Source organism: Exiguobacterium sp. s132 (assembly GCF_018617235.1).
Lineage (GTDB): Bacteria > Bacillota > Bacilli > Exiguobacteriales > Exiguobacteriaceae > Exiguobacterium > Exiguobacterium profundum.
Genome location: NZ_JACSJU010000002.1, coordinates 95,432 through 117,861, shown reverse-complemented (window position 1 = coordinate 117,861; position 22,430 = coordinate 95,432). Strand labels below are relative to the sequence as shown.

Annotated in this window: 19 protein-coding genes; 9 read left to right on the top strand and 10 right to left on the bottom strand. The window is 48.2% G+C overall.

Annotated features, from left to right (window positions below):
• Positions 1-10: 10 nt before the first annotated feature.
• Complete coding sequence (locus tag KNO78_RS11200; RefSeq protein ID WP_214691371.1) at positions 11-1,129, bottom strand: GTPase; 1,119 nt, start codon at positions 1,127-1,129, stop codon at positions 11-13.
• A gap of 80 nt (positions 1,130-1,209) precedes the next feature.
• Between KNO78_RS11200 and KNO78_RS11195 the strand changes: the two genes are divergently transcribed.
• Together KNO78_RS11195 and KNO78_RS11190 are read left to right on the top strand one after the other, a co-directional pair.
• Positions 1,210-1,599 (top strand): VOC family protein, encoded by a 390-nt coding sequence (locus KNO78_RS11195; protein ID WP_214685001.1) that lies wholly within the window; start codon positions 1,210-1,212, stop codon positions 1,597-1,599.
• Between the two features lie 93 nt (positions 1,600-1,692).
• A complete protein-coding gene (locus KNO78_RS11190) occupies positions 1,693-2,493 on the top strand; it encodes a formate/nitrite transporter family protein (protein ID WP_214691372.1) in 801 nt (266 codons plus the stop codon).
• Between the two features lie 50 nt (positions 2,494-2,543).
• Here KNO78_RS11190 and KNO78_RS11185 read toward each other — a convergent pair whose 3' ends face one another.
• The 6 genes from KNO78_RS11185 to KNO78_RS11160 form a co-directional block, all read right to left on the bottom strand.
• Positions 2,544-4,016: an alanine/glycine:cation symporter family protein gene (locus KNO78_RS11185; protein ID WP_074035131.1), complete on the bottom strand. Its 1,473-nt coding sequence runs from the start codon at positions 4,014-4,016 to the stop codon at positions 2,544-2,546.
• A 268-nt stretch (positions 4,017-4,284) separates the two neighbouring features.
• Complete coding sequence (locus tag KNO78_RS11180; protein ID WP_015880321.1) at positions 4,285-4,452, bottom strand: hypothetical protein; 168 nt, start codon at positions 4,450-4,452, stop codon at positions 4,285-4,287.
• Between the two features lies 1 nt (position 4,453).
• On the bottom strand, positions 4,454-4,657 hold the full coding sequence (locus KNO78_RS11175) for a YwbE family protein (protein ID WP_015880320.1): 204 nt from the start codon (positions 4,655-4,657) through the stop codon (positions 4,454-4,456).
• Positions 4,658-4,714: 57 nt separating this feature from the next.
• Positions 4,715-5,053, bottom strand: a complete 339-nt coding sequence (locus KNO78_RS11170) for a hypothetical protein (RefSeq protein WP_214691373.1) — start codon at positions 5,051-5,053, stop codon at positions 4,715-4,717.
• Between the two features lie 54 nt (positions 5,054-5,107).
• The gene (locus tag KNO78_RS11165) at positions 5,108-6,763 is read right to left on the bottom strand and encodes a glycoside hydrolase family 13 protein (protein WP_214691427.1); all 1,656 of its coding nucleotides are present in this window, start codon (positions 6,761-6,763) and stop codon (positions 5,108-5,110) included.
• A 131-nt stretch (positions 6,764-6,894) separates the two neighbouring features.
• Positions 6,895-7,656 (bottom strand): alpha/beta hydrolase, encoded by a 762-nt coding sequence (locus KNO78_RS11160; RefSeq protein WP_159563255.1) that lies wholly within the window; start codon positions 7,654-7,656, stop codon positions 6,895-6,897.
• A gap of 372 nt (positions 7,657-8,028) precedes the next feature.
• Here KNO78_RS11160 and KNO78_RS11155 point away from each other — a divergent pair, with 372 nt between their 5' ends.
• From KNO78_RS11155 to guaC, 7 genes are all read left to right on the top strand, one after another.
• Complete coding sequence (locus tag KNO78_RS11155; protein WP_214691374.1) at positions 8,029-11,535, top strand: lamin tail domain-containing protein; 3,507 nt, start codon at positions 8,029-8,031, stop codon at positions 11,533-11,535.
• A 97-nt stretch (positions 11,536-11,632) separates the two neighbouring features.
• Complete coding sequence (locus tag KNO78_RS11150) at positions 11,633-12,835, top strand: NAD(P)/FAD-dependent oxidoreductase (protein WP_214691375.1); 1,203 nt, start codon at positions 11,633-11,635, stop codon at positions 12,833-12,835.
• A gap of 48 nt (positions 12,836-12,883) precedes the next feature.
• Entirely contained in the window at positions 12,884-13,537 is a 654-nt protein-coding gene (locus KNO78_RS11145) for a hypothetical protein (RefSeq protein WP_214691376.1), read from the top strand.
• Positions 13,538-13,660: 123 nt separating this feature from the next.
• Positions 13,661-15,670: a catalase gene (locus KNO78_RS11140; protein ID WP_074035142.1), complete on the top strand. Its 2,010-nt coding sequence runs from the start codon at positions 13,661-13,663 to the stop codon at positions 15,668-15,670.
• A 162-nt stretch (positions 15,671-15,832) separates the two neighbouring features.
• Positions 15,833-17,017: an MFS transporter gene (locus KNO78_RS11135; protein WP_214691428.1), complete on the top strand. Its 1,185-nt coding sequence runs from the start codon at positions 15,833-15,835 to the stop codon at positions 17,015-17,017.
• A gap of 112 nt (positions 17,018-17,129) precedes the next feature.
• Positions 17,130-19,190 carry a PAS domain S-box protein gene (locus tag KNO78_RS11130; RefSeq protein WP_214691377.1) on the top strand — a complete coding sequence of 687 codons (2,061 nt, stop codon included), beginning with the start codon at positions 17,130-17,132 and terminating at the stop codon, positions 19,188-19,190.
• A 200-nt stretch (positions 19,191-19,390) separates the two neighbouring features.
• A complete protein-coding gene (gene guaC, locus KNO78_RS11125; protein ID WP_031424215.1) occupies positions 19,391-20,374 on the top strand; it encodes a GMP reductase in 984 nt (327 codons plus the stop codon).
• Between the two features lie 22 nt (positions 20,375-20,396).
• On the opposite strand, the gene KNO78_RS11120 is transcribed toward guaC, so the two are convergent.
• Genes KNO78_RS11120 through KNO78_RS11110 form a run of 3 tightly spaced genes read right to left on the bottom strand, consistent with a single transcriptional unit; the run spans position 20,397 to position 22,428 of the window.
• Positions 20,397-20,831 carry a GNAT family N-acetyltransferase gene (locus KNO78_RS11120; protein ID WP_214691378.1) on the bottom strand — a complete coding sequence of 145 codons (435 nt, stop codon included), beginning with the start codon at positions 20,829-20,831 and terminating at the stop codon, positions 20,397-20,399.
• Positions 20,828-21,685 carry an MBL fold metallo-hydrolase gene (locus tag KNO78_RS11115; RefSeq protein ID WP_214691379.1) on the bottom strand — a complete coding sequence of 286 codons (858 nt, stop codon included), beginning with the start codon at positions 21,683-21,685 and terminating at the stop codon, positions 20,828-20,830. The genes KNO78_RS11120 and KNO78_RS11115 overlap by 4 nt, the downstream gene beginning before the upstream one ends.
• Positions 21,673-22,428 (bottom strand): P-loop NTPase family protein, encoded by a 756-nt coding sequence (locus KNO78_RS11110; protein WP_214691380.1) that lies wholly within the window; start codon positions 22,426-22,428, stop codon positions 21,673-21,675. Before KNO78_RS11110 ends, KNO78_RS11115 begins: the two co-directional genes overlap by 13 nt.
• Positions 22,429-22,430 lie beyond the last annotated feature (2 nt).

Below are 22,430 nucleotides of genomic sequence, written 5' to 3'. Positions count from 1 at the left end.
CGTTTCCCCCTTATGAGTTGAGCGTGCGACCAAGCTGACCCATCTCGCGCTCAAAGCCGCGTCGAATCTCTTCTTCAATCGTTTGTCTTACAGATGCATATTGTTGCTCGATGGCCTTTTTAATCCCTCGCTCTGCCGCCCGACGCTTGAATGCCCAGTAGATGAAGTGCACTCCAGGAATCATTCCGAGAACCATCTTTCGAACTGTTTTTCCGAACGAGTAGTCAAATCCGAGCTCAACTCGTCTTGTTCTAAACAAAAGGTCTGCTTGCTCTCCGACTAGCGGGTACCGCTGCATGAGTTGGATATAATGACGCACCCCTTCTGCCATCGCCTCTTCCGTCGTCAAAGCGGCCTCTTCAAGCGTCTTTTCTAAATCTTTCTCTATTTTTCTAGCTTTCCAACTAATCATCGCTTGCGGGGTCAGCATCCGAATCGTCTCTGCAGAAGCGATACTCCGAATTCGCCAATCCTCTAACTCTTCAAGAAGATGATTCGTCAAGTTAATGGGAAGTTTTCGCTCGATGTCTTTCCATAGATTCGTCCGATTCCGATTCCATACCTCTTCGTATCCTCTTACCGGGACGTGTTTTCCTGTGAGTAACTTCTTTTCGACACTGTTGACACGGATGATGTTCTCTTCTTCAATCGGTAGTGCACGTAACAATACCCGTTCCATCGCCTCTGCCTTTTGCACACTCATCGGGTCGTCTTCGTTGAAGTTAGTCAGAATGAGGGTGACGTTGCTCCCCCGCTCATATAAAGGTTTTAAAATCGCCTCGAGCTCATATGCCTCGACACGTCCTGACTGCACCGACAACAAGTAGTAAATCGTATGAAACCACTCCGCGATATCGAGCGCGCCTTCACGCTGATGGACGATGGATAAGATCGCTTGATGCCACTCTTCAGAGCGGTCTGCTTCGAGCCCCCACGTATCAAAAAAACGAAACAAGATACCCCGCTCTAAATCGTAATACTCATATTCGTGAAGTCCTTCTGCGGTGACCGGACTTCCAGCACGCGATTCGGCGACGTCATGTCCATATATATAGTTGATAAACGCACTCTTTCCGACACCGGTCTTTCCGGCAATCAAAATATTTGAGACGAGCCCTGTCCGATCCATACGTTTCCTCCCTCATTCGTTGTATAGTTCAATTATACCGAACGGACCATTTTCAAACGTCCATCGAAAGGATGATTCTCATGCTTCACCATGTTGAGCTTTACGTTTCAAACCTACACGACAGTATACGTGCCTGGGAATGGCTCCTCTGTGAACAACTTGATTACACGCTCTATCAATCTTGGCCAGAAGGACGGAGCTATCGATACCGTGAAACATATCTCGTGTTCGTTCAAACGGAAAAGACTCACCTTGCGCCACCGTATCACCGAAAAAAGACTGGTCTCAACCACTTGGCATTTCATGCGTCTTCCCTCGCACAATTAGAAGAAGTTCGGCAACAGCTCGCATCACACGGGTTTCGTGAATTGTACGCAGACCGCTTCCCCCACGCAGGAGGCCCAAACTATACAGCACTATTTTTTGAAGACCCGGACCGCATCAAAGTTGAACTCGTGGCAACGATGTGAACGGTTTCTTGAGAACTTCTTGAAAGTTTGTGAAAACAATTGCAAACTTCACGTTGACCTCCTAGACTGAAAGGGTCTAAAGGAGGTCTTTTCATGGAAAAGCAAGTCGTCGATTATATGGAAGAAGCCGCATTTAAGAAATCATCATTGCTTCAACATTCATTTCCTCAATACATGTTGCGATCGATAATCGCTGGCTTTTTAATCGGAATTGGAGTCGTCTTCTCATTCACCGTCGGAAACATGTTCATCGATGTCCCCGGAACGATGCTGATTGCGGGCGCCAGTTTCTCAGTGGCACTCGTCTTCATCGTCTGGATGGGGGGAGAATTGTTTACGAGCAACACGATGTATCTCTACACTGGTGCAAAACGGGGACGTGTCGCTTGGTTCGACCTCGCAAAAATATGGGGACTCAGTTGGGTCGGTAACTTGATCGGTGCCGTCATGCTATCGCTTCTCGTCATCGGAGCTCACAGCATGGGTGACGTGTCGGGTGACCATTTGCTTGCTGTCGTCGCCGCGAAGAAAATCGGTGGAGACGCCCTTGCTATTTTCTTGAAAGGAATCTTATGTAACGTGCTCGTCTGTTTGGCCATCTTCATGCCACTCAAAACGAACAATGATGTCGCGAAGATTATGCTGACGATGCTTCCGGTCGTCGTATTTTTTGCCGCTGGATTCGAGCACTCGATTGCGAACATGGGCGTTTTCGCTCTCGCGCTCCACTATGTACCGTCGGACCTCGTCACCTTTAGCGGTGCCCTTTACAATCTATTCTTCGCCACACTCGGTAATATTGTCGGTGGTGCGTTGTTCGTTGCCGGAAGTTACTTGTATTTGAACAAATCGGAGACGGAACAAACCGTCAAGCCGATACGTTATCATGCATAAAAAGACAGGGACCTCGATTAGCAGGGTCCCTGTTTGTTGCATTTCACGAATTATGATTTTGAAGCGTCGGCTGCTGCTGCTTGAACAGTACCTTGTGCCACTTCGTCTTCTTCCACATCCCAGCACTCTGTATTCTCGATACCGAGTTTACGAGCCGAGAAGCGTGGGTTGAGACCTTGAGCTCGTTGCTCTTCGTAATCTTTAAGAACTTTGAAGGCAACGCCACCGAGCAATGTGATTGCCGCGATGTTGATCAATGTCATCCCTGCCATGAAGAGGTCAGCGAGGCTCCATACGAATCCAAGGCTTGCGACCGCTCCGATGAAGACGAATGCCATTGTCGCAAGACGGAATCCAAGAACTGCACCTTTGCTCTTCTTAATGAATTCGATGTTCGTTTCACCGTAGTAGTAGCTTCCTGCGATCGAGCTGAAGGCGAACAAGAAGACGCTGACAGCGATGAATGCTGGGGCAAGTGCTCCGATTTGTTCAGTCAATGCGTTTTGAAGAAGGACAATCCCTTCACCATTTCCAGCAGCGTAGCTGTCTGAGAGAAGGATGATCGCTGCAGTTGCTGTACATACGATCAACGTATCCAAGAATACACCGAGTGCTTGAAGGAAACCTTGTTTCGCAGGGTGCGATACTTCAGCAGCAGCTGCTGCGTTTGGTGCAGAACCCATACCTGCTTCGTTCGAGAAGAGTCCACGGCGTACACCCATTGAGATTGCAGCACCGATTGAACCACCGACTGCTTCGTTCAAACCAAATGCGCTTTGGAAAATCATAGCGAAGACGCCTGGAAGTTCAGCAAAGTTCACAACGACAACGTAGAGTGCGATGGCAAGGTAGAGAACAGCCATGACTGGTACGACGATCGCCGAGAAGTTCGCGACACGTTGTACACCACCAAAGATGACAAGACCAGTAAGAACAACTAAGATTGCTCCGCCGATCGCCGCATCGATTCCAAATGCGTTATCGAATGCTGCAGCGATTGTGTTCGATTGAACAGAGTTGAAGATGAGTCCGAATGTGACAGCAATGAGAACCGCAAATACGATTCCAAGTGCACGGTTGTTCAAACCTTTTTCGATGTAGTAAGCTGGACCACCGCGGTACGCGACATCGTCTTTCACTTTGTATACTTGAGCGAGCGTGCTTTCAATCATGGCTGTCGCACCACCGAGAAGGGCGACGATCCACATCCAGAAGACCGCTCCTGGTCCACCAAGTGTGACCGCTACCGTGACCCCGGCAAGGTTACCTGTACCGATTCGAGTCGCGGCACCGATAAAGAATGATTTCATTGAAGAAATACTCTTCCCGTCTTTTGAAAGTGTAACGTCCGATTTATCTGTCACCGTACGTAACATTTCTTTTAAGTAACGGAACTGCATAAAACGTGTTCTGACCGTGAAGTAGATCCCGGCTCCAACGAGAACGGCGATCAATACGTACGACCATAAGATGTTGTTCAAAAAGTCGACGCTTCCTTGTAACATACCTTGAATCGCTTCCATGAATAAGTTCCTCCCTGTTGTGTGAATCTGAAGTTGAGAATTTTTTATGATGTCTTAGTTCTGAATTATACAAAGATTCTGACAATTATCAATAATTTTTTTATAGGTCATTTCACTCTTTTTTCACATCATATAAGCGAGATTCCTTATTTATAAGCACTTAAAGCGCTTACATAAAAATGTTTAGAAATATTAAATCATGATTATAATTCACAATAACGAAATGAATAATCAAAAAAACAGCCACTCTTTTCGAGTAGCTGCGAGTTTAAATACCAGTACGTTTCTTCTGGTTATTTGGTTTTTTCGTCAATTGGCTCGTCAACGGTTTCTGTTTTGTACCATGTAAACCCGTCGGAACCTTCGTTTGATTTTGCTTCTTCTCTGCCAGCTTTTGTTTCATCGCCTCTTGAAAAGATAGTTTTTTCTCACTCATCTTACTCACCTCCAGCTTCGATCACTTTCACACGACCGACCTGTCCATCGCTCAAACGCACTTTGATTCCGTGCGGATGACGTGGCGAGTTCGTCAATATATCTTGAACGACGCCTTTCGTCAGCTTTCCGCTTCGTTGATCTTGTTTTAAAACGATTTGGACGTGGAGTCCTGGGCGAATGTCAGCACGTTTCGTTCCATCCATACCCGACACCCCTTTCCATTTAGTCAATCTCTATCATATGCTCTTTTCCCTCATTTGTCACAGCCTATTCCAGATGCCAATTTGTCGCATCGTTTCTGTCATGTAACTTTGATCGGTCTGAAGCGTCTTCTCAGGAAACGGATCATGCAATCGAACGCTGACCCCTCGATACGAAAAGATCACATCCATGACATACTGTCCTTCCACATCACGGAGTGCGGCCGTCCCTTTCAACGAATGAAACGCCTTGGCGAACGCCTCTCCAAAATCGAGATACGCTTTCACGTAAATCGTAACGCGTCGCTCATCAATCATCAATTCCAACCGTTCGCGATCGGCACCACCAATGACCATGCGTACGACCTCGTTGTCATTGGAAAATTCAATCGTATGCATCCTCGTCACACCCCTCATTCAAAAGAGGTACCCTCCTAGGAAGGTACCTCTCTATCATAAACGATATAACCGTGCTGCGAATGGACGAAGCATAAACGTTTCCGTATCAATCGTCTCGGGGTCAATCTCATTCGTCATGACAAGCGTAGCGCCTGCAATTTCCGGAACGGTCACTTCTGCCGGATTGGCGGTCAAGTTGACGACCACGAAGAAGCGGTTGTTCTCAAACGTACGCTCATAGACGAAGGCTTGCTTATGTTCAGGCAAGACGTCACGATAACGACCATACGTAAACGTCTCCTCAGCTCGACGAAGACGGATCATCTCCTTATAGAACGACAGAATGGAGTGCTGGTCGTTTCGCTGTGCTTCGACGTTGAGCGTCTCATACTCTTCGTGAATCGGCATCCATGGGGTCGTCGTCGAGAAACCGGCATAAGGTGAGGCATCCCACTGGATCGGTGTCCGGACGTTATCACGAGATGTGCCCCATACTTGTTGCATCGAATCGATTTCACTCATCCCATTCGCGATGCGTTCAAAGTACTCGTTTTTCGTCGCGACATCATCATAGTCATGGATAGATGGGAGCGGGACATTCTTCATCCCGATTTCTTGTCCTTGGTAAATGAATGGTGTCCCGTGCATGAAGAAGTACATCATCCCAAGCGCCGTGGCACTTTCACGCCAATAATGATGCTCATCCCCGACGAGAGATACCGCTCGCACCATGTCATGGTTTTCAATGTATAATGCGTTCCATCCAGTTTCGCGTAACCCCTGCTGCCATTTATCGAAGATTCGTTTCAGCTCGACGACATCGAGCGGGGCAAGACGCGACCGTCGCATGATATCGACATGATCAAAGTGAAAGGCCATATTCATCGCACCATTCTCTGGTCCCATCCATTGGTCGGCTTCTTCCGGCTCAATGCCATTCGTCTCCCCAACAGTCATAATGTCGTATTTGGAGAACGTTTCTCGCTTCATCTCTTGTAGATATTCATGGATTCCATCGATATTCGAGTACATCGAAAACGCCGTAACGATCGATTTCCCGTCCGGAGAAGGTAACATCGTCTCCGTCGGCATCTTTTTAATATGACTGATCGCATCGACACGGAATCCGTCTACTCCTTTATCGAGCCACCAGTTGATCATGTCATAGACAGCCGTCCGAACTTCACGATTCTCCCAGTTCAAATCGGGTTGTTTCTTCGAGAAGACGTGCAAGTAATATTGATCGGTCTGTTCATCATATTCCCAAGCGGACCCGCCAAAGATACTCGCCCAGTTACTCGGTGGCATCCCATCTTTCCCATCTCGCCAAATGTACCAATCCCGTTTCGGATTGTCTTTCGAGCTTTTCGATTCAAGGAACCATGGATGTTCGTCCGACGTATGGTTGACAACGAGATCGAGCAACAGTTTCATCCCTCGTGCATGCACCGCCTCTAGCAAAGCATCAAAATCCTCCATCGTCCCAAACTCGTCCATAATGTCTTGATAGTCACTGATATCATATCCGTTATCATCATTTGGCGATTTGTACATCGGACAAATCCAAATGACATCAATTCCAAGGTCTTCTAAGTAATCGAGCTTTTCAATGATTCCGCGAAGATCACCGATTCCATCCCCGTTCGAATCGTTGAAACTTCTTGGATAAATTTGATAGGCGATGGCCTCTTTCCACCATACACGACTGATTTCTGTTTGTTTCGTTTGGCTGAACAACGTCTCCATACGGCACCGTGCCTCCTACAATAAGGTATGATTCACATCTACCATAGCACTAGTGCAAGCGTTTGCAAAGAATGAGCCCACAAAAAAATGCAGTTTTACACTGCATTTTGATGGCGCGCCCCAACCTGTTCACAGAAGGTCGTGATCAGCTTCGACAAATGCTTCCAATCATGGTCCATCGTCGCGACGTGATACGAGTTAGGAAGCACCGCGTATTCTTTTTTTCCTTGTAACTGATCGAACAACCAGATGGAGTCGGAAGGCGGTACTACGTTGTCGACAGCAGAATGGATGACATATGTCGGCACATCAACCGCTCCGACGTGCGGTCGCACCTCGTCAATCAGCGAAAGCAATTCCCGAATCGCTCTTGTAGGCACACGGTCATAGACAATCTCATATACGTCTTTTGCCAAGATGTCGGGCGCATCTTCGTCGATAAATCGACACTCGGTATCCGACGCATGACACGCATATCCTGGTACCGATAACGCGGCATTGATTGTCACAATCGCATCCGCCTTTCCTTCAAGGGCAGCCTTGAGTGCCAACGTCCCACCCATTGACTGACCGACGACGATGACCGTCTGACACGACTCGCGTAATCGCTCGATTCCTTTCGTCACACTTTTATACCAACATCGATGCGTGGAACATCGAAAGTCTTCCGGATGTGTCCCATGCCCTTTCAAGCGCGGGGCATACACCGTAAACCCTTGCTTCATCAACTCAATTCCGACGTCCTGTACACTCTGAGGTGTCCCGTTAAAGCCGTGACAAAGCAAAATACCGATTTCGTTTCCTTCATAATAAAACGCGCCTGCTCCAGGAATGACTGGGTAATTGACTGCTTTCATTAGTGCCTCCTTTAATTCCAACTTAACCGATACAATTAATTCGTATTAGAAGAGTGTAAGAGTTATCAAGCTACTCGTCAAGTTCTTCCGACTACATTTACCTTGTAATCAAAATGTAATCATAACTTCGTGTTTAGTGGATTGAGTTCTGACGTCTGCTTGGTTATGTTTAACATGTAGTAAAAAACTTGGGAAATGAACGTGCCATTTTTGACAATACACGAATAATTTTTCAAGAGATTCGTCACAAGAAAAGTAATGTAAGCGCTATCATGTCGTTTTTTTGAAAAAGGAGGATATAAATTCACTTATTTATAACGACACGAGTTGGGGAAATCGGATTAGACCATTACATCTAAGGGAGACTTACACATGGGGAAACCAACACAATCATTTAAGGCAGTCACTGGCCTCGCCTTATCAGCAGGGCTCATCGTCAGCAGCATGACGCCGATTGCGGCAAATGTAAACGCTGAGACGTTGAACGCATCAGACCTCTTCATTTCCGAGTACGTAGAAGGATCGAGCAATAACAAAGCCATCGAGTTGTTCAACGGAACGAACGCGACAATCGACCTTTCCGCTTACAAAATTGAACTGTATTCAAACGGAGGTACGACTGCCGGAAATACATTGAATTTGACTGGCACCCTCGCACCAGGGGCGACATATGTCATTGTGAATGGTAGTGCGTCAGACGCATTGAAAGCGAAATCGGACACGACGAGCGCCGTGACGAACTTCAACGGGGATGACACGATCGTCTTGAAAAAAGGAGACACGGTTCTTGATGTCTTCGGTCAACTCGGCTTCGACCCAGGAACAAAATGGGGAACGACCGTTGCGACTGCTGACCAATCGCTCATTCGTAAAGACACGGTCACAAAGGGAGACAGTGATGGCAGTGATGCCTTCGACCCGGCTGTCGAATGGTCATCGACACCACAAGACACGTTCGACAATCTCGGGTTACATACGTTCCAAGGCGTTGAATACGGAGATGGCGATACAACAGAACCTCCTGCACCGATCACACCGATTTCAATTGCTGATGCACGAACAAAGGCAGAAAATGAAACGGTCACCGTAAAAGGAGTCGTCACGGCTAAATTAGCGAACACCATCTCGATCCAAGACGCGACAGGTGGTCTGTCTATCCGTCCGACATCTCTTGCCGTCAACGTCGGAGATGAGATCGTTGTCACAGGGGTCGTCGGTTCATATCGTGAGCTTCTTCAATTGAACAATGCCGTCGTCGTCTCGAAACAGGCAGCAACACTTCCTACTGCCCAAGTCTTGACAGGGGAACAAATCAACGAGGACGTCGAATCCGAACTCGTTACCGTCAAAAATGTCACACTCACAGGTAGCGGTCAGAACTTGACGGCGACGGACGGAACGAAGGAGTTCGTCGTTCGCGACGAGCGAGGCATCCTTGATTTACAGACGGATGTGAACTATTCATCGATCACAGGAATCGTTCAACAGTTTGACGATACGTACCAAATCATCCCTCGTGACCCGGCGGACACGGTTATCGATACGTCCGTTCTTCGGCCGGCTGTCGCGAAACCAGGTGCCGGTACATTCGTTGGTCCACAAGACGTGACGCTCTCGACAACGACAGCAGACGCAGAGATTTTCTATACACTCGACGGCTCTGATCCAAAAGAGAATGGGCTTCGTTACGAAAACCCAATCCGCATTGAAAACTCGACGACGTTGAAAACGGTCGTGAAAACAGGCGACTCGTTCAGCGCCGTCTCAACATTCTCTTATAAGATCACAGACAAGATTCGCATTCACGACATCCAAGGTGCGAACCATACGACTCCGATGAACGGACAGACGGTTGAAGGTGTCGAAGGAATCGTCACGTCTACGTTCGTCTCAAGTGGAACGACCTATTACTTCATCCAAACGCCTGATTCGGAAGCCGATGACGATGCACGGACATCTGAAGGGATTGTCCTTTACGGCGGACGTTCGATTGCTGGCATTCAAGTCGGGGACCTCGTAAAAGTGAACGGAAAAGTGAGCGAGTACGCAATCGAAGGATATAGTGATCGCCAACAGACGGATATGAAGATGACACAAATCGATACGCGTAACGGAAAAGTTGAAGTCGTCGCGAGCGGCGTGACACTTCCGACTCCAATTACGATTGATGCCTCAAACCTTCCGACTGAGTTTATCGACAGCGATAACCTCGCCGTCTTCAACCCGGAGAAGGATGCCATCGACTTCTGGGAGAGCCTTGAAGGGATGCGCGTTCAAACGAACAACTTGAAATCGGTTGGACCACAAGAATATGGTGACTTAGTCACAGTTCTCGAAGATACGCCAACAGAGACATATAATGGCGGTGTCTTATTGAAAAAGAACGACGCGAACCCAGAACGCATTCAGTTCCGTCTCGAACCAAATGCAGAAGCTCGTGACTTCGATGTCGCGACGGGCGACCGTTTCAACGGACCGATCGTCGGTGTCGTCGGCTATTCATTCGGTAACTATAAGATTCAAGCCTCACTTGAAGACATGAAAGCTTCATTCGTCAAAGGAGATGCGCAGCGTGAGAAGACATTCATCGAGGCAGAAGAAGATCAATTAACAATTGCATCGTATAACTTAGAGAACTTCTCGAACAACATCAAAGAAACATCAGATGAAAAGGCACTCAAACTGGCGAAAGCGTTCGTCAACGAATTGAACAGCCCTGACATCATCGGTGTGACGGAAGTACAGGACAACGATGGACAGGATAAAGGGGCAGGTTCTGCCGCTGACCAGAGCTATCAGCGCTTAATCGATAACATTGTCGCTGTCGGTGGGAAGACATATAAATACGTCAACATCGACCCAGAGAACAACCAAGACGGTGGTGCACCGGATGCCAACATCCGTGTCGGCTTCTTGTACGATCCTGAGCGCGTGTCATTGACGGAGGGAATGCCTGCCGGTGACGCGACGACGGCCGTCGGATATGCTGACGGGAAATTGACGCACAATCCGGGACGTATCGATCCGACGAACGAAGCGTTCGATCGTTCACGTAAACCGTTAGCTGCTCAATTCGACTTCCAAGGCGAGAACGTCATCGTGATCGCGAACCACTGGAACTCAAAAGGTGGTGACACCGGCTTCTTCGGGTCACAACAACCGGTCGTACTCGGAAGTGAAGTGCAACGTAAGAAAATCGCACAAGTCGTCCACAACTTCGTCGCAGACGTGAAGACGAAGAATCCAGAAGCGAATGTTGTAGCACTTGGTGACTTCAACGATTTCGAATTCTCGGATGCGCTCCAAATCTTTAAAGGTGACTTGATGACGAACATGGTCGAGAAAGTTCCTGCTGTCGACCGCTACTCGTATGTGTATCAAGGGAACTCACAAGTACTCGATCATATCCTCGTCTCGAACCGCTTGGCCGCTTCTACGAAAATTGACATGATTCACGTCAACTCGGACTTCACTGAGATGTCAGGGCGTGCGAGTGACCATGATCCAGTACTTGCACAAATCGACTTCACACCGGAACCAGAAGTGGAATTGACGCGTTACACTGTAGAAAACCATAAAGCTGCTCGCCTCGTCCTTCAAGAGGATTACATCGGCGTGACAATCGGAAAAGGCACGAACTTTAAAAACGGTATCTTCGTTCGTGGCGTATACACGGAATTGACAGGAGAACCGTTGAAAAATGTCGTCGTTCAAGTGAAACCGAAAGAAGCCGGTGCCATCATCGACTTCAAAGGCGCGACGGTAAAAGAAGTAATCGTTGACGGGAAAAACCTTGCTGAGATTCGTGGGGCGAAACATGTCCAACGCATCACATATACGAAAGGTGCTTCTCCTTCATCAATCATCATCAAGAAATAACATGTTGAACCGCAGACACATCGTCTGCGGTTTTTTGGTTTCACCTCTCTTGAAGCGGGGATAAAGAGGAAGATACTGAATCATGGAGGATGAAACGATGGAATTGTATAACGGAGATTTATATTGGCCAACGACCGAATCAGAGGATGTCGTGTTAGAAAGACCTGACAAAAAAGAGCATTACGACGTACTCGTCATCGGAGCCGGCATGTCTGGAACGTTGACGGCCTATACGCTTCAGCAGGATGGAGTCGATTTTGCGGTGCTCGATGGGCGAAAAGTCGGTACAGGAAGCACATCAGCAAATACCGGTTTAATTCAATATTCAAATGACATCATGTTACACGAACTCGCAGAAAAAATTGGAGAAGCGGCAGCGGTACGCTTCTATCAATTATGTCTCAACGCGGTCGAATCACTCGATCAGGTGGCGAAAGATGTCGATGCTTCCGATATATATATCCGACGGGACAGTCTTTGTTTTGCGAGCGAAGAGGTCGATGTTGCCAAATTGAAACGTGAGTATGAGATGCTATCCAAACATGGTTTTGATGTGGAGTGGTTGGATCGTGAAGCATTACGTGAACGCTTCCCATTTGAAAAACCGGCGGCCCTCATCACCAAAGGCGATGCCGAGGTCAACCCACTCACGCTCAGTCGTCAAATCATCCGCTATTTATCAAAACAACACGTCCCGATTTTTGAAGAGACATCAGTAGATGAAATCGTGTCTGATGGTGACGGATGGATCGTGTTCACCTCAAACGGAACATTTAAAGCGAATAAAGTCATCTTTGCAACAGGTTATGGACCGGCTCCCCTACTCGACTCCCATCGAATCGATTTGAATCGGTCATACGCCATCGCAACGAACCCAATCGCCGAGTTCAGTGAATGGGAAGGGCGTGCACTCATTTGGGAGACGAAACGACCATATCTCTATCTACGCACGACTCCGGACGGGCGGATTATCGCTGGCGGACTTGACGAAGACAAGGCAGAGACGCCGCACGACGAGGCGCTCATGAACGACCGGGCGGAACGGGTGAAAGAAAAAATCGCCGAGCTCTTCCCGATGTATGACCTAGAAGTCGATTATGCTTGGGTCGCCTTGTTCGGAGAGTCGGTGGACCAACTCCCGTTCATCGGGGAGCACCCGAATCGACCGAACTTGTTTTATTTGCTCGGATATGGGGGAAATGGGACGGTGTATAGCATGCTTGGTTCTCGTATTTTAAGTTCCCTCGTTCGTGGTCAGTCGCATCCCGATGCGGACCTCGTTCGTTTAGATCGAACGTAATCCCCGATATTTTGGGGATTGTTACATAATTAAAGGAGTGTTTTTGGATTGAAGAAAAAAAGAAAATCAAACAAGGTGTACCGACTACGTCGTCTCGCCGTATTCCTCGTCCCTCTCGGCTTCGCCCTCTGGTTTTGGCCGCAGGAATCGTCCCCTACAACGCAGTTGAAGTCTGAACAAACCTCTATTTCCGAGGAAATATATACGATTGAAGAACGTACTCCCATTGAAGAAGACGGTATCACTCGGTTCGAATATGATATCGTCGTACATGGTGAACCGAGTACGGATGAGCTTCAATCTGTCAGCCATGACGTCATCGATGACGTGAAACAGTCTGATCAGTTCCAGGCCGCATTGTTACGATTTTATGATGATGCTGCCTATATCGGGACGGAACCGCCACTTGGTGAAGCCGTATTCGCTCCGGAAGGCGACTATGCACTTGCAGACTGGGTGGAACCCGGTCAAACAGACGAGATGATGTTCGGTTGGCAACTTCGAGAAAAAGAATGGGCGACCAAATTGACCGATGCAGAGATTCAAATTTGGAGGTCATGGCAAAATCAATATACGAAACAAAATCCTGACGACCCCGATGCGAAAGCGAAAGTAACACGCATCATTGCCACTGAATACGAACTCGACCCTAAAGTGGTACAACAAATCGTATTGAAACAACATGTGTGGGCCGCGTTATAAATATTTGTGTGAAATCTCTCTTTTTTGAAAAAGAGGGATTTTTTTATTGGCGTTAGGGAACACCGATACAGTAGGTCAAAACGCGACTTACGACGGTCAGTCATACTTAAGGGAGGCAATCACATGGGGAACAAGAAAGAAGAGCAGTTAAAACAACATACGATTGATAACGAACAACAAGCTGGCTTGACGACAAACCAAGGTCTGAAGATGGCGGAAGACGAATTCTCGCTGAAAGCAGGACGTCGTGGTCCGACATTGATCGAGGATTTCCATTTCCGCGAAAAGATGACCCACTTCGACCATGAACGGATTCCGGAACGAATCGTCCACGCGCGCGGCGTCGGGGCACACGGGGAGTTCCAGGTGTATGAACCGCTCGCCGAGTTCACAAAAGCGAACTTTTTGAATGACCCTTCGAAGACGACACCGGTATTCGTCCGTTTCTCGACCGTCCAAGGCTCACGCGGGTCCGCGGATACGGTACGTGACGTCCGTGGTTTTGCGACGAAGTTCTATACAGACGAAGGGAACTATGATTTAGTCGGAAACAACATTCCGGTCTTCTTTATCCAAGATGCCATCAAGTTCCCTGACCTCGTTCATGCCGTGAAGCCTGAACCACATACGGAAGTGCCGCAAGGGGGAAGCGCGCACGATACGTTTTGGGATTTCGTCGGACAAAACCATGAAACAGCCCATATGGTCATGTGGGCAATGAGTGACCGGGGGATTCCGCGTAGTCTACGCATGATGGAAGGATTCGGGGTGCATACGTTCCGTCTCGTAAATGCGGAAGGAAAAGCGCATTTCGTCAAATTCCATTGGAAACCGAAGCTCGGGGTTCATTCACAAGTATGGGACGAAGCCCAAAAGGCAGTCGGGAAAAACGCTGACTTCCACCGTGTCGACTTGTATGAAGCCATCAATAAAGGCGACTATCCGGAATGGGAGCTCGGTCTGCAGCTGATCCCGGAAGAAGACGAGTTCAACTACGACTTCGACATCTTAGACCCGACCAAACTGTGGCCGGAAGAAGAGATTCCAGTGAAACTCGTCGGGAAGATGACACTCAACCGGAACGTCGACAACTTTTTCGCGGAAACCGAACAAGTCGCCTTCCACCCGGGTCATCTCGTCCCAGGAATCGACTTCTCGAACGATCCGCTCTTACAAGGTCGTCTGTTCTCGTATACGGACACGCAGCTTTCACGTCTCGGTGGACCAAACTTCCACCAGATCCCAATCAACAAGCCCGTCTGTCCTTTCCACAACAACCAGCGGGACGGGATGCATCAAATGGCCGTCCACAAAGGTCAGACGAGCTACCATAAAAATGCGCTCAACAATAATCAGCCGGAACCTGTGCCAGCCGATCAAGGTGGATTTGAGCACTATCAAGAGAAAATCGATGGACATAAGATTCGGGGACGTAGCGACAGCTTCCTTGATTTCTATTCACAGGCGAAACTCTTCTATAACAGCATGACCGATGTCGAAAAACAACACATCCAAGATGCCTGCAGTTTTGAGCTCGGAAAATGTGAGTCGGACATGGTGAAAGAGAATGCCGTCGATTTATTGAACCGCATCGATCGTCATCTCGCTGAAGTCGTCGCCGACAACTTAGGAGTACATGTGCCAGAAGAGAACAACGAGGTCAAGTCAGATAAGACGTCCCCTGCCCTCTCGATGGCGAACACAATCAAAAAGCCCGATACGAAGAGCGTCGCCCTTCTCCTTGCCGGTGACGTGGATGCGAATCAGGTGAAACAGTGGGTGCAGACGCTCGCCGATCACAACGTCAACTACAGCCTTGTCGGCAAGAAGGCGTATATGCTTGGTGACTTGAAAGTGAAGGAGACGTACGATACGGTCGACTCGAGCCTCTTCGATGCCGCCTTCTTGGTGAGTGCCGCGACGACTGTCGAGGATGATGTGCTCGAATTTATCGAGAACACGTACAAGCACTATAAACCGCTCGCTCTACACGTACACCATAAAGAGGCTCTCGCCACATGTCGCGTGAAGCAAGACCAGCCTGGTGTCTTCACGTTCGACGAGCATAACCTCGATGGATTCAATGCGTTCATCGATGGAATTGCGACTGCCCGATTCTGGGACCGTGCCTAACGACGTCACTTGACTCGACTCGATTCCCGAGTCGAGTTTTTTCATGTCTGTCATGCACTGCATGCAGTGCATCATCTCGGACAATCCTAATTTGATTTGGTATACTCTTTTAGTTATGTTTATTAACTATTCGAATTTGAAGAAAAGGAGGCGTCACGTATGATGCAACAACCTATTCAAAAACTTTGGACGAGAGACTTTTTAATCATCTCGCTCATCAACTTCTTCCTGACGCTCATCTTTTTCTTATTGATGGTCACCATCGGGGTGCATGCCGTCGAGTCGTACGGGGCGACCACGAGTCAAGCGGGACTCGTCACCGGCATCTTCATCATCGGGACGCTGGCCGGGCGCTTGTTCATCGGTCGACTAATCGATTCGATCGGTCGGAAGAAGACACTTTATATCGGGCTCGTCTTTTTCACCGCCACGATTTTATTGTACTTCGTCCATTGGGGTGTCGGTTTCTTATTGCTGACACGGTTCGTACACGGGCTCGGGATGGGATTGTCGAGTACGGCAACTGGAACTATCGTCGCGCAAGTCATTCCTGCAACACGAAAAGGTGAAGGGATCGGTTACTACAGCATGAGTTCTACTCTGGCGACAGCCATCGGGCCCTTCGTCGGATTACTTCTCAGCCAACACACGAGCTTCACCGTCATCTTCGCTCTTTGCTTTGTGATCGGGGTCATCAGTTTGGCGAGCACGTTCTTTGTGAATGTGCCTGAGGTCGACGCACCTGAAGTCGTACGTGGATTCTCTTTAAAATCGTTCGTCGAACCAAAAGCGCTACCGATCGCCTTGATTATCGGGATGGCCGCACTAAGCTACTCGAGTGTCTTGTCCTATATCAACTTCTATGCGAGTGAACTCGACTTGATCGAGGCGGCGAGCATCTTCTTCCTCGTCTATTCGGTCGCAGTCCTATTATCACGACCGATCACAGGAAAGTTGATGGACGCGCGTGGAGCGAACGTCGTCATGTATCCGGCAATCGCCATCTTCGCGATTGGACTGCTCGTGCTCAGCCAGGCGAACAGCGGTTGGATGCTTCTACTTGCCGGTGCGTTAATCGGATTAGGCTTCGGGAATATCCAATCCGGGACTCAAGCAATCGCCGTCAAGGCCTCTCCACCCCACCGAATGGGGATGGCGACATCGACCTTCTTCATCGCACTTGATGCCGGTCTAGGGTTTGGTCCTTATTTCATCGGGTTGTTGATTCCATTGACGGGCTTCTCGACACTTTATTTGATTCTTTCAGGCGTCGTTCTCTTTACCATTTTCTTGTATTACGTCATGAATGGACGGAACGAACAAAAACAACTGAACGAAGCTGCTTGACGGGGTGTACGTACATCCCGTCTTTTTTTGAAAGTTCACACATTTGATCGAATGATGCGGTAAGATAAAAATGACGTGTAAAAAATAGAATGAACGAAATGAGGGAGACGAGATGAAAGCTGACCAAACACTTCAATCCAACGCATCGATTTTACTACGGACGTTCGATAAAATTTCAGACTATGTGTTCTTTATGGAAGTCGATGGTTCAGCATATCGCTACGTCTTCGTAAATGAGCCTGGGAAACGGGCCATCAATTGGTCAGATGCGGATGTCGGGAAGACCATCGATGAGTTGGTCCCGATCGAGACCGCTAAACTTATTACGCAGTATTACGATGAAGCGATTCGTACAAAAAAGAGTGTCGTCTATGAAGACTACCGTCTTGCTGACTCCTTTTATACGGATACGGTCGAGGCGGATGATGTATTGACGCTCCCCCTTCATTATTTCGAGTCAGAAGTGACTCCGATTTTCAATGATGAGGGGCGCTGTACCCATATCGTCTCCGTCGTTCGTGAAGTGACGGAACGGAAGCGTCGCGAACTCGAATTGTCGATCTTAAAAGATCATCACGAGTCGCTACGACGGTATTCTCCACATGGCATCTTTGTACTCGACCATCATTTAAACATCAAATCTGTCAACCCGGCCGTCACGGTCATCACCGGTCATACGGAACAAGATATGCTTCATCATCCGTTCCTGCATTGGCTTCCCGAGAGTGAGCGGTCTCGAGTCAGGAAAGGGTTACAATTCACGCTGTCTGGGATTCCACACAAGTATTCCATTTATGCTGAACATCAATCCGGGGAACGACTCGACTTAACCGTCCTCAACATTCCAATCGAGGTCGGCGGTAACATTACCGGCCTGTTTGCGATCATCATCGATTTGACGCCAGAGAAAAATGCCGAGCGTGCCACGGTCGAAAGCGAACGTCGTTACCGTCAGTTGATTGAAACCATTCCGGAAGGCATCATTGTGCATCAGGAAGGACAGATTATATATGCGAACGCGATGGCACTCGCCACAATCGGAGAAACCTATCTAGAGAGTGAATCGATTTTTTCATTCATCGCAGAAGAGTATCATCAGTCCACCCGTCAACGACTTGCCTCTCTCGAGCTCGGAGGCCCCGTCCAAGACACGGAAATGGTCATCATGACACCGAGTGGAGACAAGCTCCAGATGGATATCAGTAGCCTTCTCATCGATTATGAGGGCGAAACGGCCGTCTTAACGATTTTGCGTGATGTCACGGAGAAACGTGAAATGGAACAAGCGTTAAGACAGAGTGAGTTACAATATCGATTGATCACAGAAAACATGAGTGACCTCGTCTGCATACTAGAACGGGATGGTACTGTTCGTTATGCGTCCCCTTCTCACCGTACCGTACTCGGTTTTGCGGCCGGATATTACGAAGGGAAGAATACGCTCGACTATATCCATCCGGACGATATCCAGATCGTCCGGGAGCAGTTGAAAGAAATGAAGGAAGAAGACATCTCCTTGACCCTTGAGTTTCGTCATTTCCATGCTGACCAGCGCTGGATTTGGCTCGAAACGAAAATTCAGGCCATCTATGATGAATCCGGACTTCTCCTACACTATTTGACGGTCAGCCGAGAAATCATGCAGCGAAAAGCACTAGAGAAGCAACTGAAGCATTTGGCGTATCACGACACGCTGACCGATTTACCGAACCGTCGTTTCTTCCTCGCTTACCTCGAGGAAGCGATCGATCGAACCGAATTCGAGCAAGGTGAATTGGCCGTCCTCGCTCTTGACGTTGACCGATTCAAACAAATCAACGACACGTTCGGTCATGATGTGGGCGATGAGCTCTTGCGACAACTCGCTCGTCGATTGACATCCGTGCTTCGCAAACAAGATATGATTGCCAGACTTGGCGGTGATGAGTTTGCCGTTCTCATTCGCTTCAACGATCCCTGTGCCCTACATCGGGTTGCAGAGAAAATCATTCAAGCACTACAGCGCCCATGGGAAATCGACCAACATACGTTCATTACGACTTCAAGTGTCGGGGGTGCTCGATTTGTAAAAGGGTTGTCGACCAAACAGTTACTAAAACGTGCCGACCTCGCTCTCTATGAAGCCAAAGCAGGTGGACGAAATCAATATGCACTCGCAAAGGACCACCAATAAGTGGTCCTTTTTTCACGTGAAACATCGAAAATAAATCATAAATCCGAACATTAAACATCAATCCGTTCAATTTTATTCATTTTTAAGATAAATTGATTGAGTTATCCTTTGACTTTAAACTCTATTCACGTTATATTACCGAATGGGCGAAGTTTTTTTATTGTTCAATACGTTAATGTTCGTGAATAGGGGTGCGATATATGGATAAAGTATTTGATTACGAAGATATTCAATTAATTCCTGCAAAATGTATTGTCGACAGTCGTTCGGAATGTGACCCGACCGTCGAGCTTGGTGGCTTCACGTTCCGATTACCGGTCGTTCCGGCTAACATGCAGACGATTATCGATGAAAAGGTCGCATTGATGCTGGCCAAGAACGGATATTTTTACATCATGCATCGCTTCAATCCAGAGACGCGCCTGGCGTTTATCCAAGACATGCATGAGCGTGGTTTGTATGCATCCATCAGTGTCGGCGTGAAGGAAGAAGAGTATGGGTTTATCGAAATGCTCAAATCGACCGGTCATACGCCAGAATTTATTACAATCGATATCGCTCACGGTCATTCGAATGCGGTCATCCGAATGATTCAGCATATCAAACACCATCTTCCTGGATCATTCGTCATCGCGGGGAACGTCGGGACACCAGAGGCCGTTCGCGAATTAGAGCATGCCGGAGCGGATGCGACGAAGGTTGGAATCGGGCCTGGTAAAGTGTGTATCACGAAAATCAAAACAGGTTTTGGTACCGGGGGCTGGCAATTGGCTGCACTTCGCTGGTGTGCCAAAGCAGCGACGAAACCGATTATCGCGGATGGGGGCATCCGTACTCACGGTGACATCGCCAAATCGATTCGCTTCGGCGCTTCGATGGTCATGATTGGTTCATTGTTCGCAGGACACGATGAATCACCGGGGGAAACGTTCGAGCAAGACGGGAAACAATTGAAAGAGTATTTCGGTTCTGCTTCTGAGTTCCAAAAGGGTGAGCGAAAGAACGTCGAGGGGAAAAAGATGTTTGTCGAACACAAAGGGGCACTACAAGATACATTGACCGAGATGGAGCAAGACCTCCAATCGGCGATTTCTTACGCGGGTGGTGACAGTCTCGAGGCATTGCGCACCGTAGACTACGTCATGGTGAAAAATTCAATCTTCAATGGGGATAAAGTGTATTAAAAAGGCGACCTCGTGTCGCCTTTTATAATTGCTTCATCATCATACAGTAATCCGATCCCGGCGGATAGTCCGGTAGCACACCTATTACCGTGTAACCGAATCGCTCATAAAACGGTTTCGCTTGAAACGAGAACGTCGTCAATTTCACACGCGTCGCACCGAGCGACTTCGCTAACGCCTCCCCTTCTCCAAGCAATTGACTACCGATGCCCTGACCATGAAAGTCTGCATCGACCCAAAGGCGATCCAAATCGAACCATCCCCAATACACACTCCCATATAAGCCGGCGATCACCCGTCCTTCTTGCTCCACTTTCAACTGAATGGTCGGCACGTGCGCCTCGCGAATGTCACGATGGTAAATCGAACGAACGTTGTTATACTCACGTAATTGAGTGGTCAAAAACTGTTGGAACGTCTCGTCTTCCTCGTGAATCCGCGTGATAGTGTAAGTCATCTTCCCACCGTCCCATTCACAAAAAACGTAATCAACTCGTTCTCTTCCTCGGTGATCTCCCGATTGACGAGTGAAGCATACGACTGCGTGATTTCATCAATATTTCCTGGGAAATTATTCGAAATGGTGGCGATTCGTCTTAATGCAAGGCAATCTTCTGCGAAGGATTCACGACTCACCATCTCACCGTGTGACCAGACAATCTGTTTAGCATCAAACGATTCCAATACATTCAACAACCGCAGGGTTTCTTCCGGAGTCATTCGCCATGTCGGAGAATAGATGTCTGCGTATAACGCGTCTCCTAAAAATAATACCCATTCTTCTACGACGTAAAGGACAACCGCATCTTTTGCGTGGTCTCCTCCGACATGTCGTAACACGACGTGAACGCCACCGAGGTCGAGTGTCAGCGATTCTTGAAACGTCAGCATAGGTAATACTATTTTGATATCGCGCGCGTCTCCATATTCTTCACGGATTGCTTCCGCGCAAAATGCGATTTCAATCCCTTGCGCCACCCGCTCATCGAGAGAGACATCATCCCAAGCATATGGGACAAGTTTTTCCATTCCCTGTTTGGTCGCTTCACTCGCAATGGAGACTATTCCTTCAAGTGCAGGTAAACCGAAGATGTGATCCCAATGCCAATGCGTCAATGCGACCATCGACGGCGCACGTAGGCCTTGTTTTTCTAGCTGTTCTAAAAACAACGAGGCGTGCGAAACGGAATTGCCCGCATCGATGAGCAGCGTATGCGTATCGCCGATAACGGCACCGAGAATTGGTCGATCGGTACGGTCAACGGGTGTCATATACCAAAAACGTTCCGAATGTTTGATTAAGGTTTGCATGTACGAATCGACTCCTCCTCTAATAAATTCGTTAATTCTTCGAATGAATGCCGATTATCATTTTGAATCCGAGCGTGGCGAAGAGGTAATTGTTTCAACAGTTCAAGCTCACGTCGTTGGCGTTCCACTAAAATCTCAATCGTTCCGGCCATACCCTTATGCGAATGGTTCACACCATAGGTGCCGCTCGTATAATACTCGACAAAACCGCTTTGCCATCCCATCGGTCGTTCATCATATACAATCGGAAAGATGCGTGCAACGTCATCCAATGCCAAATAAACGACCATCGGATCAATCGGTTTCAGAATGTCTGCGACCTCTTGAACGTATGCTTCCACGTCCGCTAACGGAACATCTTGGGCAACCATTCCAATGGTGAAAGGATTTTGGAGCAACGCACATTCAAAGATGACGTCCTCTTCCTCCCTATCTAACTTTTGAACATAACGCCGCCAGCGTTCGCACATGATTCGTGTGTGAAGGGCGAAAGGTAACTCGTAGACGTCTGTTCCGATCCGTTCTTCATCACCATCATAACGGACGAGCCACCCTTTTTCGATTTCATCGAGAATGCGACCGGTTGATGGTTTGTCCTCGACCCAATAGACATCATGCATATCCACGGGGTGTGACGCATCTACTTCCGAATAGAACTTGCCATTCCTTTTATCTCGCAGCCTCTCGGCAAATGTAGACTTTCCGCTTCCTGGCAATCCTTCAATCAGCCATAATCTCCCCATAC

Bases quoted from the DNA above. Each gene is read 5' to 3' on its own strand.
- KNO78_RS11140 (WP_074035142.1), top strand. From the start codon at position 13,661: ATGGGGAACAAGAAAGAAGAGCAGTTAAAACAACATACGATTGATAAC.
- KNO78_RS11170 (WP_214691373.1), bottom strand. From the start codon at position 5,053: ATGCATACGATTGAATTTTCCAATGACAACGAGGTCGTACGCATGGTC.
- KNO78_RS11135 (WP_214691428.1), top strand. From the start codon at position 15,833: ATGCAACAACCTATTCAAAAACTTTGGACGAGAGACTTTTTAATCATC.
- KNO78_RS11160 (WP_159563255.1), bottom strand. From the start codon at position 7,656: ATGAAAGCAGTCAATTACCCAGTCATTCCTGGAGCAGGCGCGTTTTAT.
- KNO78_RS11130 (WP_214691377.1), top strand. From the start codon at position 17,130: ATGAAAGCTGACCAAACACTTCAATCCAACGCATCGATTTTACTACGG.
- KNO78_RS11110 (WP_214691380.1), bottom strand. From the start codon at position 22,428: ATGGGGAGATTATGGCTGATTGAAGGATTGCCAGGAAGCGGAAAGTCT.
- KNO78_RS11190 (WP_214691372.1), top strand. From the start codon at position 1,693: ATGGAAAAGCAAGTCGTCGATTATATGGAAGAAGCCGCATTTAAGAAA.
- KNO78_RS11185 (WP_074035131.1), bottom strand. From the start codon at position 4,016: ATGGAAGCGATTCAAGGTATGTTACAAGGAAGCGTCGACTTTTTGAAC.
- KNO78_RS11175 (WP_015880320.1), bottom strand. From the start codon at position 4,657: ATGGATGGAACGAAACGTGCTGACATTCGCCCAGGACTCCACGTCCAA.
- KNO78_RS11180 (WP_015880321.1), bottom strand. From the start codon at position 4,452: ATGAGTGAGAAAAAACTATCTTTTCAAGAGGCGATGAAACAAAAGCTG.
- KNO78_RS11115 (WP_214691379.1), bottom strand. From the start codon at position 21,685: ATGCAAACCTTAATCAAACATTCGGAACGTTTTTGGTATATGACACCC.
- KNO78_RS11155 (WP_214691374.1), top strand. From the start codon at position 8,029: ATGGGGAAACCAACACAATCATTTAAGGCAGTCACTGGCCTCGCCTTA.
- KNO78_RS11200 (WP_214691371.1), bottom strand. From the start codon at position 1,129: ATGGATCGGACAGGGCTCGTCTCAAATATTTTGATTGCCGGAAAGACC.
- guaC (WP_031424215.1), top strand. From the start codon at position 19,391: ATGGATAAAGTATTTGATTACGAAGATATTCAATTAATTCCTGCAAAA.
- KNO78_RS11150 (WP_214691375.1), top strand. From the start codon at position 11,633: ATGGAATTGTATAACGGAGATTTATATTGGCCAACGACCGAATCAGAG.
- KNO78_RS11120 (WP_214691378.1), bottom strand. From the start codon at position 20,831: ATGACTTACACTATCACGCGGATTCACGAGGAAGACGAGACGTTCCAA.
- KNO78_RS11195 (WP_214685001.1), top strand. From the start codon at position 1,210: ATGCTTCACCATGTTGAGCTTTACGTTTCAAACCTACACGACAGTATA.